Below are 16,592 nucleotides of genomic sequence, written 5' to 3' on the forward strand. Positions count from 1 at the left end.
TTAAGTCTAGTCCTCTTTAAATTTGACAACAGTTGCCCCATTGCCGCCCATATTATAAGGTGCAAAGTGGAAATCAACCACCCGTGAATGTCTCTTCAAGTAATTTTGCACGCCCTTACGCAAGGCTCCTGTCCCATGGCCATGGATAATGGTCACTTGCCCATAATTAGCCAAAAGGGCCGCATCAATATAGGCATCCAAGCGTTGCATGGCATCATCATAGCGTTCTCCCCTCAAGTCGAGGCTCGAAGCTACCGATTTAGCTTTTGAGGCTTTAACACTAGCCTTGGGTTGCTTATCTGTAGCTGCTTGTTTCCCCTTACGTAGAAGCTTGAGATCTTGACGCGGTAAAGTCATCTTCAAAATGCCCATTTGAACAACCCATTCGTTGTTCTCTCTTTCCTCCATAACGACACCGTCTTGACCATAAGGAATAACTTTAACCTCATCACCAACTTCAATCGACTTAGCAGCTTCCTGTGCAGCTTTTTCCCTTTTAGCCTTCTTCAATACCTTATTGTCTTTTAGTTGTTGCTCTTCGTAGCTTAAGTCGTCCAAGGCTTTTTTCTTATCAATCATTTGATGTTCTTTAATCTGAGATTTTCCTTGGTCAAGCTGCCATTGGCGAATGTCTTGGAGAATTTGATCCGATTGCTTTTTGCGTTTTTCAACAATCTCATTAGCTTCTTTCTTAGCCCGCTGCAGGTATTTTTCTTTGTCTTCCCGCATGGCCTGGTAGGCTAATTTTAAGTCGTGGAGCAGGTCATCGGCTTTCTGCATATTCTGATTGAGTTGCTTGGACTTACGTTCAAACTTCTGTCTTTGTTCATCGAGCGACAGGAGCATGTCATTAAGATTATGACTATCTGTTGACAGATAGGAACGCGCTTCTTGAACAATGTCTTGGTCCAGGCCGAGACGACTCGCAATATCAATGGCATTGGAGCGTCCAGGTTCCCCGATCAAGAGCCGGTAAGTGGGGCTCAGTGTTTTTTCGTTAAATTCAACACTGGCGTTAATACTAGCTGGGTGTTCATAGGAGAAGGCTTTGAGTTCTGGATAGTGGGTAGTTGCCATCACCTTGGCCTGGCTATCTGACAGTCGATTGAGGATAGCCATAGCCAAGGCTGCCCCTTCCTGAGGATCCGTTCCTGAACCCAGTTCGTCGACTAGAACCAAGCTCTTAGCATCGACTTGGTCTAGGATTTGAATGATATTCGTCATATGGCCAGAGAAGGTCGACAGGTTCTGTTCAATGGACTGCTCATCTCCAATATCTGCGAAAATATCCGCAAAAATTTCTACTCGAGAACCTTCTTTAGCAGTAATAAAGAGACCAGACTGGGCCATCAATTGGAGGAGGCCCACAGTTTTGAGGGTAATGGTCTTCCCACCCGTATTCGGACCTGTGATGATTATCATCCGATAGTCTGAGCTAAAATAAATATCATTAGCGACAGCCGTCTCGGCATCAAGGTAGGGATGATAGGCTTCTTTCAGGGCGAGCTGGTCATCGGGCTCCGCCAGCAAGGGCTTACTCGCATGGTAGTGCTTGGCCAACTGAAATTTAGCATGGATAAAGTCCAAGTGGCCGAGGACTTCATTATTACTAGCTAGGTCCGGCAGAACCGGCTCTAAGCTCGCGCATAATTCAACCAAGATCCTTTCGATTTCTTCCTTCTCTTCTCTTCTTAAGGCTTGCAAGCGATTATTGCTCTCCACCACTACTTGGGGTTCAATATATAGGGTCTGACCACTCGCCGACTGGTCGTGGACAATCCCCCCAAAGGCATGGCGGTAAGAATGTTGGACAGGAAGGACATAGCGGTCATTACGGATGGTCACCAATTGATCACTCAAGTAGCTGCTCTTGTTTGATTTAATGATCTGGTTCAACTGGCGGCGAATATTGCTCTCTTCATTATGGAGCTGGCGTCGGATCTGCATTAAGCGGCCGCTTGCGCCATCTTTCACGCTACCGTCGACTTCAATCGCATCAGCCAAAGCTCGTCGTTCACTGGCTAAGGCTAGCAGCTGGTCCAAATAAGTTTGGAGCCATTCAAAGTCTTCCTCTTCCTCCTGGAGGCGTTCTCGATAATCGAGTAAGGCCTTGACCAGGTTCAAGAGCTGTAGGATAGCTGCCAATTCTTGGCCATTCAAGGCAGCCTGAATCTCTAGACGTTTTAAGCTCGGTCGGATATCGCTTACCCGGCCCAGTGGAGGATCGAGAGTCAGGGCATCCAGTCTGCAAAATTCTTCGACCTCATCGAGGGCTTGCTGAATATCTTCTCGCCTGGTCATTGCCGTTAGAGTCTGAGCCTGCTCACTAGCTAGGGGATGCTGGCAGTAGCCCTTGACTTCCTGACGAATACGTTCAAATTCCAATGTTTCAAATATTTTCTGATTCAAACAGAGAATCCTCCTTCGCTTAAACTAGAGACCATAAGCCAGCCCTTCAAAAATGAAGGAAAAAGTCCACTGACTTAACACAGGACTTTGGAATAAAAGTCCAGAAACCCAAAAATCACTAGCCAAATACTCCTGTAACTTATCCTGGCCAATAAAGGTCAGTAACTGTAATGTAAAAAAAAATAATAAATAAGTATCTACCAAGGCGTAAAAACCAGCCCATCCCGCCTGGTAGCGACTCAACTTCTCCTCAGTCTCAGGCTGGAAGAATAAAAGCAAGGGCTTAAGCAAGCGGCGTAATAGAAACAGAGCCAAGACTAGAAGCAAACAGAAAGCCGCTAGCCTAAAATAGGCAGTGTCTAGGTCGGGAATGAGCTCTGCTGGATAAAAAGCATAAGACGTGTCCAGAGCATGACCTGGCATAGGAAGGAAAAGCTCGAGTGGTACCGCCAAAACTGGACCCAAGCCACGCGCAATAAGCAAAGCGAAAGCTAAAGTCAGTGCATTGACCAAGAGGCCTCTCTTATTCAATAAATAAGGTTTTTGCCAATAGACTAGAGCCTTCGTCAAGCTGAACAATAAAAATAAGATAAGTAACATGGGCCGATGTGCTCCTTTGTCTTAATGGCGTCGCGTCTTAGTTAAGCCGCCCTGCTTCCGGTCCCTTGAAGGACTAGCTTGCCCTTCTTTAGCGCCTTGTAATTGATCGTGGGTAGCTGCTGAGCTCATAAGGTCATTTTCATTACTTTCTTTTAACAAAGCTCGAAAAAATTTGGCAAAGTTCTTGTGAAGAAAATGAATCTCTTCTTTTAGGGCCTTGACCTCAGCTTCTAGCTGCTGAATGTTCCCACTTGTTTCGGCGCCCGATTTTTGTCTGCTGTCATTAGCTTGTTCAAGGTCTAAGCGGTCCGAAATCGCATTGACAGCTGCTAGCAAAGCCTGTTCCTCCGTTGAAATGCCAAACTGACTCGCCTGCATCTCCTTCATTTGTTGGTTAAGAATTTTTACTACCTGGTCGACATGCGCCCGCGACTTATCGCTGACAATCGTATAGTCTTGGTTAGCAATCACGACTTGATGACGCATTTTTTTATTTCTCGTCATAGGCATCCTTTCTTTCCTTAACTTGTTATTCTCTATCTATTTTAGCATGAGTCACTTCAAGGCGCTAGTCCACCGCCTCTATTTCCTCAGCTCTTAAGCCTAGAAAAACTTGACTTGTTTGAATTTTTTTGACAAAAACAAGGGGTTCCATGGTATCATTGAGAACGACATACTAGATGTCAACCGGTTTTAACGGTTGAATTTTCATCAAGATTGGAGAGAATACATATGACAAGAAAGGTATTGTCCTTTTTTGCTGTTTTAATGACAGTTTTTCTGGCGATAACAAGTGTCTTGCCCCAGCCAGCCCAAGCTGCTCAATCAGAAGCAAGCACACAGTTTAACCAAGAAAAAATTGAACAGGGTTTGGAAAGCCCGGGTGTCCTAAGAGTCGGAATGGAAGCCAACTACGCGCCCTTCAACTGGACCCAAACTTCCGCTGACAATAGAGCCATTGAAATTTCTAATGCAGAAGGCCAATTTGCCAATGGCTATGACTTACAAATTGCTAAACGGCTAGCCGATAGCCTCGGACTGAAACTAGAAATTGTCAAACTGGATTGGGATGGCCTTCCCCCAGCCCTAGAATCTGGCAAGATCGATGCCATCATTGCGGGGATGTCGCCTACCCCTGAACGGCTCCGTCAAATTGACTTTTCTGATCCTTATTATAATTCAGATATCGTCGTTGTTACCCGTAAGGATAGCCCCTATGCCAATGCGAAGAGTCTGGAAGATCTTGAGGGGGCCCGGCTTACCGGACAGTTAAACACCTTCCACTATGACCTCATTGACCAGGTCCCTAATGTTCAAAAGGAAACCGCTATGGACTCCTTCCCGACTATGATTTCATCAGTCCTCAGTGATAAGATCGATGGCTATATTTCTGAACGCCCAGGTGCCCTAGCGGCTCTGGCAGCCAATGATGAGCTTAGCATGGTAAGTTTTGCAGAAGGTCAAGGCTTTGACCTGGGTGAGCAAACAAGCGTCATTGCCGTTGGCCTACGCAAGTCATCCCCCCTCACTTCAGAAATCAATAAGGCTTTAGCGACTATTCCTGAAGACGAACGGAACCAAATTATGGAAGAGATGGTGGACCTTAACCAAAGAAACCAAGAAGCTGGTTTCTGGGGCGAGGTGGCAGGTATTTGGAAGACCTACAGCTCACAATTTATCAAAGGGGCAGCCAACACCATGTTTATCGCCCTGGTTTCAACCCTGGTTGGTTTCTTCATCGGGCTCTTAGTAGCTATCTATCGAACCATTAAAGTACCTAAACACAACCAATTAGGACAAGCCATCTATAAAGTGGTGGACTTCATCATTATGGCCTATATCGAAATCTTCCGCGGAACCCCAATGATGGTTCAGGCCATGTTAATCTTCTACGGGTCCAAGCTCTTCTTTAACATCGATATGAGCTCCATGTTCGCCGCCTTACTGATTGTATCGGTGAATACAGGAGCCTATCTGGCTGAAGTTATCCGGGGTGGGATTATTGGTGTCGATGATGGGCAGAGTGAGGCCGCTAAAGCAATCGGAATGAACCACTTCCAGACCATGACCTATGTGGTCCTTCCCCAAGCCATCCGGTCGATCTTGCCAGCCCTAGGTAATGAATTTGTGATTAATATTAAAGATACCTCCGTCCTTAATGTAATTGCGGTTACCGAGCTCTTCTTCGTTACCCGCTCAGCCGCTGGGACCACTTATCTGACCTTCCAAACCTTCTTCATTACTTCTATCATCTATTTCGTTCTTACCTTCACAACCACTCGTATCCTGCGTCTCGTTGAACACAAGATGAGCGGCAGCGATTCCTATACTGTCTATCAATCATCAACAAGTGAGGTGGAAATCCATGACTAATGCAATCTTAAATGTTAACCACTTAAAGAAAGCATTTGGCGAGAATATTGTCCTCAAGGATATTGATTTCTCCGTCCATCCAGGAGAGGTTATTTCCATTATCGGTTCATCCGGATCTGGGAAATCAACCCTCCTGCGTTGCTTGAACCTACTCGAAGACCCTACGGAAGGAGATATCCTCTTCCATGGCCAGTCCATCCTAGCCAACAACTTTGATCAAAATAAGTTTCGGGCCAAAGTTGGCATGGTCTTTCAACAGTTCAACCTCTTCAAAAATATGAATGTTCTTGAAAACTGTGTAATAGGTCAAGAAAAAATCATGAAACGCAGCCGTCAAGAAGCTGAACAAGTTGCCTTAGCCAACTTGGAGAAAGTGGGTATGGCCCCTTACCGGGATGCCAAACCCCACCAACTTTCGGGTGGCCAGCAGCAGCGGGTTGCTATTGCCCGAGCCCTATCGATGAATCCCGAATTACTCCTCTTCGATGAGCCAACATCAGCCTTGGACCCCGAAATGGTTGGCGAAGTGCTTCAGACAATGACTCAACTCGCAGAAGAAGGATTAACGATGATCGTCGTTACCCATGAGATGGCCTTTGCCCGGGATGTATCTAACCGCATCTGCTTTATGGACAAGGGATATATTGTTGAAGACGGTGACCCTGATCAAGTCATCAACCATCCAAAACACGAGCGGACTAAGGAATTCCTAACCCGCTACCTTGCAGAGAAATAATAAAAATGGCAGCCCTAGTTCTACACTAGCGGCTGCCATTTTTTATTGACACTTATAAAATTAAATTTAGTCCCCGCTTGCCTTATCGTCAGCCTAGTTAGAGTACTTGGCTTCCACCTTAGCAAACCAGAGAGAGAAGGCTACGCCTGCCAAAAGCATCACCAAAGATAGGAGCAAGTTGGAAAAGAAGCTCAAACCTGAAGCTGCTAAACCTTCCGCTGTGAAGGTAGGGAAGACAACCGTTGGGAAGATAGCTAGCGAGGACCCAATCACTGTACCTAAGATAAAGTGGTACATCTTAGAATAGAAGTGCTCAAAGAGCCAATTCGCAACTTTAGCTAGGGCGAGCACGCAGATCAAGCCTCCCAAAGCCAAGGGAATAATCACCGAAAAATCAAGAGCGGCAATTCCCGCAGACATCTTCTCATAGAGGCCAAAATAAATCAAAAAGTTACTTGGACTCATACCAGGCACAATGACACCGAGACCAATGAGGGCCCCAGATAGTAACCAAACAAAGAAATTGGGCTCCACTGCTGTGAGTGCACTACCGCCAACAACCATCAGTAGGAAGAGTATGAGCGCACTCACCCCCATAATAGCTAGGTCAGTTGTTGAGCGTCCTTGCTCGCCAGCTTGTTGGTAGAGCGAGGGAAAGGTCCCGATAACAAAGCCAATAAACAAACAAGTAAAAAGCCCTTCATAGGCTCCAAAGGCTTCTTTAACCACAAATGAGAAGAGCAAGATGCCCAAAACAAAACCGATCCCTACCGGAATAAAGTAGCGGACATTTTGCCAAAAATTCTTTGTGATATTGCCTAAAAAGCTCAAAATTTCATCGTAAAGACCAAAAATGACAGCAAGGACCCCACCCGATAAACCAGGCAGGATACCACCGATCCCTACCAAAGCACCCTTAAATATTCTAAAAAACCAATCTTTAGAAAATAAATCATTGGTCTGTAATTGATTGTTCACAGTTAAACCTCCATTTATATCACTTAATCGATCTTCTCAATTATACATGAAAGTCCCTTAAATTTATTTAAAGAAGGCTAAAAATTTATAAAATAGAAAAGCTCTCCTCCCTAGACCCTTGCTAGGAAAGAGAGCTGGTGGAGGGCCTTTAACGGACGCCCCCTCCACTACCTCCACCGAAGGAGCCACCGCCCCCTCCGATACTGGTGAAGCCACCGCCCCCACTGCTGGAAACGGCACTCATACTCGTTGCCTTGATATAGGAATTATTAATCGACCGACTGATCCAATAATAATTCATCAAAGGTACTTGGTTAAAGCTGGAATATTGGTAGTAGTTTGGATAGACTTTTTCAAATTCTTTTTCTACCGCTTCCAGTATCCCATAGGCGCCCGCATAGAGCATCATTTGGTCCCAGAGGGCGACTTCCTGGGCTCCCCTTTCATTCAAAAGCGAATAATCAGCAAGGTAATTCTTAAAGCCCACAACTTGGTCTCTAAAGCTAAAGCCCGCATCCGTCAGGGGTAAGTCAGCCAATTCATCGGCATGGTCGCGTTCTGTCTGCTCTTTGGCTGGCTTAGCCTGCAAGCTTTTTAGATAGCCTGCTTCCTTGAGATAAGACTTGCTGTGCGTCTTCATCTTGGCTAGGGCTTGGGTGAATTTTTCAGGGTGATTTTCGACGTATTGGCTGAAAGCAGTCTGACTCAGCTGGTCTCTCTTGCCCTTAGCCTTAGCCATTAACTGGTAGATACTTGCTGCAGGGCCGGAGACTTCCTGGTCAGCGACTAGGCTAAAGTAACTCTCTTCCTTAGTCCGAAAGAAACCATTCTCCTGGTCAGTCGCTATTGTTAGGGCGCCAGAAGCCACCAGGTCTAGGAGAGCGACTGTCAGATAATTTTCTTTAAGGTCTTCGACTTCCATAGCTTCCAGTAGAGCATAGAGCTGGTAAACATCTTCTGCCGGGCTTTCCCTATGGTAGTGGCCTTGCAGGCGGTCTTCCGCCTGGGCCATAGTCGGATAGTAACGGGCTTTTAACTTGCGTTGCTTATGGATATGGTAGGCTGCCATAGCTCCGGTCACGCCAACCAAAGCCAAGCCTGCTAGGATGATTTTACCTAAATGCCGGTCCATAAAGCGATCAAAATCTGACGGGCCCTTAGCATTTAAACTCCCGGTCTGCAGGTCTTCATAGGTAGCCTCTGGATCATAGTCTTCGTAATTATAATCACTGCCTTCAAAAGCTGTTTTGAGATAGTCTTCAAAGCGCTTGTCTAGCTGGAGGCCTGTCTGATAGGTCCCGGAAGGAATACGCAGGAGGAGGGTTGCATAATTGGAGCTATCAAAATCGCCTTGGCTGAGGGCTAATATTTGCCCGTCTTCAAAGGATAACTTGCCTCTGAAGCCAAAAGCCCAGGCCCGGTAATTATTCTCCAAGGTCAGGGGTTCCAGCTCTGACTTGAGGCGGATTTGAATCTTCTCCGGGGCAGGTGACATGGAGTCGTTCACCAATTTCCAGAAGACCATCTGCTCTGTCTGACTCTGGGCCACAAAATTATTAATTTGGTAGGAAATTTCATAAGAATGGGAACCGTAAGAGCCAATGCCCCAATTCAATTCGCCATCTGCTCGGCCGTAATAGCCGGCCTTATCTTCTCGGGAAGCATCCACATCCCAGTTGTCTTGGTAGGTCAAGGCTTGGCCATCAACTTTAACTTGGTAATTAACCAACTCTTGGTCTTCAAGCATGGTCATCGGTTTATACAGCTCTGTCCCCTCGTCTACCACCATATCCCAGACCTCTCGGATACTGGCACTGCCATCCTGATGGAGGGTCACTTCTACCTGGATGCCCTTATTTTCGTTAGCCCATACCCTTTCTCCTGGAATGACTATGAGGCTTAGGATAAGGCTGACTAAGAAGAGGAGGAAGCGCTGGCGTCCAGCTTTTACCATTGGGGCATCTCCGCTTTTTCAGGGCTGGACTTAAAGTAGTCCTTAGCTTGGAAGCCTGTCAAATTAGCAATAATCGAATTAGGAAAAACCTTAATCAAGCGGTTAAACTTAGTCACCATATCATTAAAGACCATACGCGATTGGCGCACATTGTTTTCGTATTTATCCACACTGGTCATCGTTTGCTGGTAAACATTCGATGCTTTAAGATCGGGGTACTGTTCCACTACGACATCAATCGCCCGCATAGCCCGTTCAAACTGTGCCTGGTCTTCTTCAATTTGACTTACACTTGATTGCCGGCTGACTCCAGATCGTTCATGGACAATCTGCTTTAGGGTGTCTGCTTCGTGACTTTGGTAGGACTTAGTAGCTGAAATAAGATTCGTTAAGGCATCCCAGCGCGACTCTACTTGAGCCGCAATCTGTGCCATAGCATTATCCACCATTTCAGCCGTTCCAATCATTTGATTATAACGTCCGATCCCCCATACAACAAGCAATGCAATGAGAGCTAGGACAATGAGTCCAATTATCATTCCCATAATAATCCTCTTTCTATTCTTATCTTTCCGATAGTTCTTGTACTTCAATAACCTGTAATTGACCGTCTGCTACGGTAAAAATAATATTCTGTTCATAGTAACGCATCCCATAGCGTTTTTCCTTATGTTGTTGGTAGGCTGGCCGGGGGTCTAAGGCCAAGGCCTGGTAGGCACCGGGGCGCTTAGCTTCAGGGATTTTTTCTAGCTCGGCTTCAGGGAAGTTAACCTCTAATTGTTCAAAGGCTTCTTGGTCGACAAAACCTGAAGCTGCCTGGTTATGCGAATCCGCTTCCACAGAATAAGGTTTGATGTCATAAATAGGTGTTTCTGTTACCATATCCACCCCTTTGACATAGAGGATAGGCCCCTTATCCTGAGTCCAGTCAATCCGGTCCAATCGAACCGAGGAAAGGCCTAAACGGTTGGGGCGGAAAGGCGACCGTGTCGCAAAAACCCCTAAACGCTGGTTGCCTCCTAGTCTAGGTGGGCGGACGGTAGCCTTGGTCTGCTTAGCTGCCACCTGGGAAAACCCCCAGATAAGCCACAAATAATCAAAATCCTCGATGCCCCGGATATAGTCCTTTTGCCGGTAAGCCGGCGTAAATTCAATTCGACCTTCCAAATCAGTTGCCAAAGAACTCTGTCTAGGCGTTCCGAATTTCTCTTTGAAGGCCGTATAGATATAAGCAATTGGCTGAATCTCCATTGGTTGGCTCCTTTATGTGAAAAAAAGGGACTGGGCCTCAACGCCCAGCCCCTATGTGTTGGCTTATGAATTTGCAATTTCATTATAGGCTACCGCAATTTGGGCACCTACAACCGCATTGTTATAAACCAATTTAATATTGGCATCTAAGCTGCGTCCATCGGTCAGCTCAACAATTTTAGCTAATAAGAAAGGCGTGATATCCTTACCTTGAACCCCAGCTTCATCCGCTTCACGGATGGCTTGATCAATAATTTGGTCAATTTCTTCGTGAGGGATTTCGTCTTCTTTTTTGATTGGATTGGTGACCAACATCCCTTGACCTAATTCTAGGTCACGTGAAATCTTCATCATGCGTGCAATCTCTTCAGGTGAATCTGCACGGGTATTGAGCTCATAGTCTGAGCTTGATGAGAAGAAGGCTGGCAGTTTATCTGTTTGATAGCCAACCACAGGTACCCCTTTGGTTTCTAGGTATTCTAAAGTTCTTGGCAAGTCTAAGATAGCCTTAGCTCCAGCACAAACGACAGTGACAGGGGTTTGGCCAAGTTCTTCAAGGTCAGCAGAAACATCCATATGGTCATTATAGCCGCGGTGAACCCCACCAAGACCGCCTGTCACAAAGACATCGATTCCCGCCATGTGGGCACCTATCATGGTCGTCGTGACGGTTGTCGCACCGAGGCCGCCCTTAGCAATAACTTCCGCCATATCCCGGCGAGAAACCTTTGCCACGTCTTTTTCACTGGCTAAGCGTTCCAAATCTTCTTCGGTCAGACCGATTTTGATCTTTCCATCCATAATCGCAACGGTCGCTGGAGTTGCCCCATTGTCGCGGATAATCTGTTCCACTTGCTTAGCCATTTCCACATTTTGTGGGTAAGGCATGCCGTGAGAGATAATCGTCGATTCGAGGGCAACGACTGGTTTTCCTGCAGCTTGAGCTTCTTTTACTTCTGGACTAATTGATAAATAAGTCTCTTTCATATATACGCCTCTTTCCAAGTATTGTCAGTCTTAGAATAACATAATTAGCTAAGAAAGACCATTATAAATCCTTCATCTGACGAGTTCAAGGCTGACTTTTAAGCCTCATCAACACGCTTCTTATACGGCTTTTATAGAAGCTTTTGGCGCAGGGTCTGACCATCTTTAGCTGAAAGATAGGCCGGTGCAATGTCGAAGACCGTCTTGGCCCCGTATTGCCCTTCCTTAGCTAAACGAGCTGCAGCCCGAGCATAGGCTACATTAACAGCAGCAGTAAATTCAGGATTAGAGTCTAATTTTAGGGTGAAGTCATAAACTTGCTTGTGGTCAGAGCTTGTTTGCCCTTGGCGGATCACGGTTCCCCCATGAGGAATCCCCGAATGGTCACGGTCTAATTCTTCCTGGCTGATAAAGTGAACCGCCACTTCTTCATAGGGCGCAAAATAATCCGGCATATTGACAATTTCTTCTTTCACTCGGTCGGCATCTGCCCCTTCTTCTAGGACAGCATAGACCAAGCGGCTGTGGGCAGTCCCTTGCTGATAATCGATAGCTTCCCCTGCATGGAGCGCTTCAATCAGGGCTTGGTTAGGGAGGGTGTATTGAACGGCATCCTTGACCCCTTCAACCCGTCGCACCGCGTCTGAGTGGCCCTGGCTAACGCCTTTGCCCCAGAAGGTATAGGTATTCCCCTCAGGCAGAATGGCCTCGCTCAGTAGACGATTTAGAGAGAAGAGACCGGGATCCCATCCGGTAGAAATGACGGCAACCGTCTGATTCTCTTTCGCGACCTGGTCCATCTGGTCGAAATAGGCTGGAATCTCTGCATGGTTATCATAAGCATCAACTGTATTGAATTTAGCAGCTAGGGCTGGTCCCTGTTCAGGAATATCGGAGCGCGATCCCCCGCACAAGATTAAGACATCAATCTGATCGGTAAATTGGTCAATATCCGCCAAAGCATAAGCTGGACTTTCTGTATCCAGGCTAGCCGGCTCGCGCCGGCTAAAGATACCGACTAAGTCCAAATCCGGAGCTGTCTTTAGAACAGCCTCCACGCCCCGTCCTAAGTTCCCATAACCTACAATTCCAATGTTTGCCATTATTATCACTACTTTCTATTCATCGATTTCATAGCTGAGATCATTGCGCATCATGTCCGCATAAGTTTCCCGTTTGACCGCTAAACGATCCTTACCAGCTTCTACAAAGACCACTGCTGGCCGTCCCATCCGATTATAATTTGAGCTCATGCTATAGGTATATGCTCCCGTATTTGGCATCAAAAGGAGGTCGCCAGCTTCCGCTTCAGGTAGAGGAGCTGCCTTCAATAGGACATCACCACTCTCACATAGCTTTCCGCCTACCCGGTAAGTCGCTTGGACAGGATCCTTTAAGCGGTTAGCTAAGACCGCTTCGTACTCGGCTTGGTAGAGGGCCGGACGAATATTATCTGACATCCCCCCATCCACAAAGATAAAGGGTAAGCCTGCCTTGGTTCGCTTAATTTGACCAACTGTATAGAGAGTTGATCCAGAAGCATTCACCAAAGACCGGCCGGGCTCAATGCTAATCACGGCGAGGTCCTCTAAGCCCTGTCTACCTGCTTCATCCTTAATATACTTGGCATATTTCTGGAGGAAAGTCGCATAATCAAAGGGATGGTCCCCTTCAGCATAGTAGACCCCAAAGCCACCGCCAAGATTCAATTCCTGGACCTTCATTCCATAGCGGTCAGTCATTCGCTTGGCAAATGCAATCACGCTCTCCGCTTCTTCGAAAAAGAAGTTCTCTTTTAGAACTTGGGAGCCGATATGGCAGTGGAAGCCTACAAAGTCAACTTGAGCATCAGCCAACATTTCTTCAATCAAGACTTCGGTGCGTGGATCGGTCATCGACATCCCAAACTTAGAATCCTCTGTGGTTGTCTGAATATATTTGTGCGTGTCTGCCGCAATCCCAGGATTAATCCGCAGAAGCAAACGAATCTTTTGCCCAGCTTCTGCTGCGATACTTCTTAAGTGCTGGTAGTCTGCGGCACTATCCACTACATAGCTTCCGACACCTGCATCAAGCGCTTGGCGAATCTCAGCCGCCAACTTATTATTACCGTGGAAGTAGATCCGTTCAGCCGGCATGCCGGCAGCAAGAATCGTATAAAGCTCCCCCCCGCTGACTGCATCGATATGAAGGCCTAGGCTTTTAACCAATTGAACCATATAGACATTCAAGAAGGCCTTTGACGCGTAAACGACCCGGCAATCGAGACCTTCAACTTGGAAATTATCCTTAAAGCAAGAAATCTTATCTTTTAAGGCTTTTTGATCAATAATTTGAAGAGGAGTTCCATATTTTTCTTTTAGTGCTTTAACCCCCACTCCTCCAATAAACAATTCATTGTTTCTTTCTTCCATTGTGCCCGTTAAATCCACTCAGACATTCCCCCTCTTATTATTTTCTAATGTTAAAAGATTATCAATTATTCTCTAGCTTGTCAATTCTTATAAGGCCAAACCTGGACCTAGCCAATACTGATATCAGATCATTTTCATAGCCATTCACTATGATTAATCCGTAAAACATAAAGCAAACTATAAAAGGACTAGCTGCTTGCTAATCCTTAAAGTAAAACTTGATAAGTATATGTACAAGAAAACCGACGATAATACTAAAAATAATGGTTCCTATCCAGCTCAGGGGCGAATCAACACCTGGCAAAGGCATATTCATCCCGAAAAAGCCCGTCACAATAGTTGGAATTGTAAGGATGATAGATAAAACTGTCAGGACCCGCATGGTTTCATTCAAATTATTATTTAAGACATTATTGAAGGTGGAGCCCAATTGTTCCAGGATTTGTGAAGAGAGCTCTGTCATTTCAACCAGCTGCTTGGCTTCAATTTGGACGTCCTCTAATTCGTCGATCTCATCATCTGATAAGGCCTTGGCGACCCGTCCTAAACGAAATTGCTCAAGAAGGAGAACATTTTGCTTGGCTGAAGTCAAGAAGTAAGCCGTCCCTGTCTCCAGGTCCGATAGGCCAAGCAAGTTATCCTTAGTGGTTCGTTCTCGTAATTCCTTAGTCAGTCGGTTACGCTCCTGCACCATGGATTCAACAATGGGAAAGTAGGAGGTCGTTATAAAATACAGGCATTCAAATAAGAAAGAATGGATGGAATAATTCTTATTTGTCGTTAAGATTTGACGCATGCCATCTATAATATACTGGTTTTGTTCATTAGAAATCGAAATAATTCGCTGGTCCTTAATAAAAAAAGTGACCGGAAAAGTTTCATTGAAGCTGTTAGCCAAACGACGCTTGGGCGCATTGTAGATGAGAAGCAGGCAATCGTGGTCGTCATCGTACTCTACCCGAGCCCTTTCATTGCGGTCTAAGGCATAGGCTGCCATTTCCGCATCAATCCCATAAGTGACCAAGTGCTTTTGGAGCACCTTGGGGGATTCAACCTGGATATTGACCCAGGTGTTGGCCTTCTTTGGCCCAAATATTACTTTACCAATCATAACTAGCCTCCTTTATCTTCTCGATTATAGCATATTTGCCCACAAATAGCAGGTCTAATGCGTAAGCTAAGGAGAACTATTGCGGCGAGTCTGAAGCACTGTCAGCTTGTGAGGCTAACGGATAGAAGAATCCTCTTAGAAAAATTGGAGGCTTTCCTATATATGTTAAAAGAGGATGAAATGTCCTTCCATCCTCTTTCTATTAAGTCTAAATTTCATATTCGCCAATCCGGTTCCAGTTCTTATCATGGAGAATGATACGGGCAGGGACGCCTACTGCTGTAGCATAGGGGGGCACATCCTCCAAGACAACGGCTCCAGCGCCCACCTTACTGTGGTGGCCGACTGTTACATTACCAAGAATAGTTGCCCCGGTACCAATCTCAACATAGTCTTTAATCGTTGGATGGCGTTTACGGCCCTTTTCTTTACCAGTTCCACCTAAGGTCACCCCGTGGAAAATTTTGACATAGCTTCCGATCTGAGCCGTTTCCCCTATCACAATACCCATTCCATGGTCAATGAAGACATGGTCTGCAATCTCTGCTCCTGGGTGAATTTCAATCCCCGTCTCCCGCTTGCTCTTCTCAGACAAGCGACGGGCTTCATACTTCTCCCCTTCCAAGTAGAGGGCGTGGGCTTGGGCATGGTCGCGTAAGGCATGGATACCTGGATAGAGCTCATAAACCTCTTGCCAAGAGGTTGCAGCAGGATCTTCCTCATAAATATATTGAGCAAGTTCTATCCAGCGCGAATCCTCCATGTCCTTAGTCTTCATCGCTATAAGCTCCAGATGATAAGTAACGTTCGCCCGTATCTGGTAGGACGGTTAGGACATGGTGGCCAGCCCCTAATTCTTTAGCCAGACGTTTGGCGGATACATAGTTCGCACCGGAGGAGAAGCCAGCTAAGATACCATATTTATGAGCCAGTTCAACAGCTCCAGCAATGGCATCTTCATTGGATACCTTATCGATATAATCAATAACCGATTGGTCAAGAATCTTAGGAATAAAGTTGGCCCCCAAGCCTTGAATCTTGTGGGAACCTGCTGTTCCTTCAGTCAATAATGGCGAAGCTTCTGGTTCAACCCCCCAGACCTTAGCATCTGCTTTCTCTTCTTTGAGGACCCGGCCAACCCCTGTCACTGTACCACCAGTGCCGATTCCAGCAACAAAGCCATCAATCTCTGGCAGGTCTTCTAGAATTTCACGTGCGGTTGTTTCCACATGGGCTTGGACATTGGCTTCGCGCACAAATTGACCAAAGACAGGAGCTCCTAGCTCTTCAGCGATTTCTTCAGCCTTAGCTCCTGCTCCCTTCATCCCTTCAGCACCAGGGGTCAGGATCAATTCAGCGCCATAAGCTTTCATTAAATTACGGCGTTCGATACTCATGGTTTCAGGCATCACGATAATCACGCGCAAGTTCAAAGCCGCCCCGAGCATAGCCAGAGCGATACCGGTATTGCCGGAAGTTGACTCGACAATGGCGCCACCTTCTTTGATTTCACCGCTATCAATTAGACTTTGTAGGATATATTTAACCGGACGATCTTTCACCGAACCGCCTGGGTTGCGGGATTCCAGCTTGACATAAATATTAGCGCCAGCTTCTCCTTCTTGGTCTAATTTAATGACGGGAGTATGGCCAATAGCTTCAGAAACATTATTGTAAATCATTTAGGTCACCTCATTAAGTTTAACTTATTTTTTGTTAGTTGTTCTTATTGTAGATGGAATCTTTCCCCAGGTCAAGCTATAAGCCTCCAATTCCCGC

Annotated in this window: 15 protein-coding genes; 2 read left to right on the forward strand and 13 right to left on the reverse strand. The window is 46.1% G+C overall.

Going from position 1 to position 16,592, the window contains the following annotated elements; translation table 11 throughout:
• Positions 1–6: 6 nt before the first annotated feature.
• The 3 genes from F6I03_RS02340 to zapA are packed head-to-tail and all read right to left on the reverse strand — an operon-like array spanning position 7 to position 3,513.
• Positions 7–2,409 (reverse strand): endonuclease MutS2, encoded by a 2,403-nt coding sequence (locus tag F6I03_RS02340; protein ID WP_070431792.1) that lies wholly within the window; start codon positions 2,407–2,409, stop codon positions 7–9.
• A gap of 24 nt (positions 2,410–2,433) precedes the next feature.
• The gene (locus F6I03_RS02345) at positions 2,434–3,009 is read right to left on the reverse strand and encodes a hypothetical protein (RefSeq protein WP_150983047.1); all 576 of its coding nucleotides are present in this window, start codon (positions 3,007–3,009) and stop codon (positions 2,434–2,436) included.
• 21 nt (positions 3,010–3,030) lie between these two features.
• The gene (gene zapA, locus F6I03_RS02350; RefSeq protein ID WP_168160488.1) at positions 3,031–3,513 is read right to left on the reverse strand and encodes a cell division protein ZapA; all 483 of its coding nucleotides are present in this window, start codon (positions 3,511–3,513) and stop codon (positions 3,031–3,033) included.
• 228 nt (positions 3,514–3,741) lie between these two features.
• On the opposite strand from zapA, the gene F6I03_RS02355 reads away from it, so the two are divergent.
• Together F6I03_RS02355 and F6I03_RS02360 are read left to right on the forward strand one after the other, a co-directional pair.
• A complete protein-coding gene (locus F6I03_RS02355) occupies positions 3,742–5,382 on the forward strand; it encodes an ABC transporter permease subunit (protein ID WP_070431795.1) in 1,641 nt (546 codons plus the stop codon).
• Positions 5,375–6,118, forward strand: coding sequence for an amino acid ABC transporter ATP-binding protein (locus tag F6I03_RS02360; RefSeq protein WP_070431796.1), 744 nt, complete (start codon positions 5,375–5,377; stop codon positions 6,116–6,118). Before F6I03_RS02355 ends, F6I03_RS02360 begins: the two co-directional genes overlap by 8 nt.
• Positions 6,119–6,211: 93 nt before the next feature.
• Here F6I03_RS02360 and F6I03_RS02365 read toward each other — a convergent pair whose 3' ends face one another.
• From F6I03_RS02365 to cysK, 10 genes are all read right to left on the reverse strand, one after another.
• On the reverse strand, positions 6,212–7,096 hold the full coding sequence (locus F6I03_RS02365; RefSeq protein WP_070431797.1) for a DUF368 domain-containing protein: 885 nt from the start codon (positions 7,094–7,096) through the stop codon (positions 6,212–6,214).
• Between the two features lie 148 nt (positions 7,097–7,244).
• Complete coding sequence (locus F6I03_RS02370) at positions 7,245–9,050, reverse strand: DUF2207 family protein (protein ID WP_070431798.1); 1,806 nt, start codon at positions 9,048–9,050, stop codon at positions 7,245–7,247.
• The gene (locus F6I03_RS02375; RefSeq protein ID WP_224788480.1) at positions 9,044–9,595 is read right to left on the reverse strand and encodes a LemA family protein; all 552 of its coding nucleotides are present in this window, start codon (positions 9,593–9,595) and stop codon (positions 9,044–9,046) included. Before F6I03_RS02375 ends, F6I03_RS02370 begins: the two co-directional genes overlap by 7 nt.
• Before the next feature lie 19 nt (positions 9,596–9,614).
• Positions 9,615–10,301: a tRNA (N6-threonylcarbamoyladenosine(37)-N6)-methyltransferase TrmO gene (gene tsaA, locus F6I03_RS02380; RefSeq protein WP_070431799.1), complete on the reverse strand. Its 687-nt coding sequence runs from the start codon at positions 10,299–10,301 to the stop codon at positions 9,615–9,617.
• A 63-nt stretch (positions 10,302–10,364) separates the two neighbouring features.
• Positions 10,365–11,288, reverse strand: coding sequence for a pseudouridine-5'-phosphate glycosidase (locus F6I03_RS02385; RefSeq protein WP_070431800.1), 924 nt, complete (start codon positions 11,286–11,288; stop codon positions 10,365–10,367).
• Positions 11,289–11,419: 131 nt separating this feature from the next.
• On the reverse strand, positions 11,420–12,391 hold the full coding sequence (locus F6I03_RS02390; protein ID WP_070431801.1) for a diaminopimelate dehydrogenase: 972 nt from the start codon (positions 12,389–12,391) through the stop codon (positions 11,420–11,422).
• A gap of 15 nt (positions 12,392–12,406) precedes the next feature.
• Entirely contained in the window at positions 12,407–13,720 is a 1,314-nt protein-coding gene (gene lysA, locus F6I03_RS02395; protein ID WP_070431802.1) for a diaminopimelate decarboxylase, read from the reverse strand.
• A gap of 181 nt (positions 13,721–13,901) precedes the next feature.
• Entirely contained in the window at positions 13,902–14,813 is a 912-nt protein-coding gene (locus tag F6I03_RS02400; RefSeq protein ID WP_070431803.1) for a magnesium transporter CorA family protein, read from the reverse strand.
• A 208-nt stretch (positions 14,814–15,021) separates the two neighbouring features.
• Positions 15,022–15,591, reverse strand: coding sequence for a serine O-acetyltransferase EpsC (gene epsC, locus F6I03_RS02405; protein WP_070431804.1), 570 nt, complete (start codon positions 15,589–15,591; stop codon positions 15,022–15,024).
• The gene (cysK, locus tag F6I03_RS02410; RefSeq protein WP_070431805.1) at positions 15,581–16,495 is read right to left on the reverse strand and encodes a cysteine synthase A; all 915 of its coding nucleotides are present in this window, start codon (positions 16,493–16,495) and stop codon (positions 15,581–15,583) included. The genes epsC and cysK overlap by 11 nt, the downstream gene beginning before the upstream one ends.
• Positions 16,496–16,592 lie beyond the last annotated feature (97 nt).

Source organism: Aerococcus sanguinicola (assembly GCF_008726925.1).
In the GTDB taxonomy this organism is placed as follows: Bacteria; Bacillota; Bacilli; order Lactobacillales; family Aerococcaceae; genus Aerococcus.

Bases quoted from the DNA above. Each gene is read 5' to 3' on its own strand.
- cysK (WP_070431805.1), bottom strand. From the start codon at position 16,495: ATGATTTACAATAATGTTTCTGAAGCTATTGGCCATACTCCCGTCATT.
- F6I03_RS02375 (WP_224788480.1), bottom strand. From the start codon at position 9,595: ATGGGAATGATAATTGGACTCATTGTCCTAGCTCTCATTGCATTGCTT.
- tsaA (WP_070431799.1), bottom strand. From the start codon at position 10,301: ATGGAGATTCAGCCAATTGCTTATATCTATACGGCCTTCAAAGAGAAA.
- zapA (WP_168160488.1), bottom strand. From the start codon at position 3,513: ATGACGAGAAATAAAAAAATGCGTCATCAAGTCGTGATTGCTAACCAA.
- F6I03_RS02355 (WP_070431795.1), top strand. From the start codon at position 3,742: ATGACAAGAAAGGTATTGTCCTTTTTTGCTGTTTTAATGACAGTTTTT.
- F6I03_RS02400 (WP_070431803.1), bottom strand. From the start codon at position 14,813: ATGATTGGTAAAGTAATATTTGGGCCAAAGAAGGCCAACACCTGGGTC.
- F6I03_RS02360 (WP_070431796.1), top strand. From the start codon at position 5,375: ATGACTAATGCAATCTTAAATGTTAACCACTTAAAGAAAGCATTTGGC.
- F6I03_RS02345 (WP_150983047.1), bottom strand. From the start codon at position 3,009: ATGTTACTTATCTTATTTTTATTGTTCAGCTTGACGAAGGCTCTAGTC.
- F6I03_RS02370 (WP_070431798.1), bottom strand. From the start codon at position 9,050: ATGGTAAAAGCTGGACGCCAGCGCTTCCTCCTCTTCTTAGTCAGCCTT.
- epsC (WP_070431804.1), bottom strand. From the start codon at position 15,591: ATGAAGACTAAGGACATGGAGGATTCGCGCTGGATAGAACTTGCTCAA.
- F6I03_RS02385 (WP_070431800.1), bottom strand. From the start codon at position 11,288: ATGAAAGAGACTTATTTATCAATTAGTCCAGAAGTAAAAGAAGCTCAA.
- F6I03_RS02390 (WP_070431801.1), bottom strand. From the start codon at position 12,391: ATGGCAAACATTGGAATTGTAGGTTATGGGAACTTAGGACGGGGCGTG.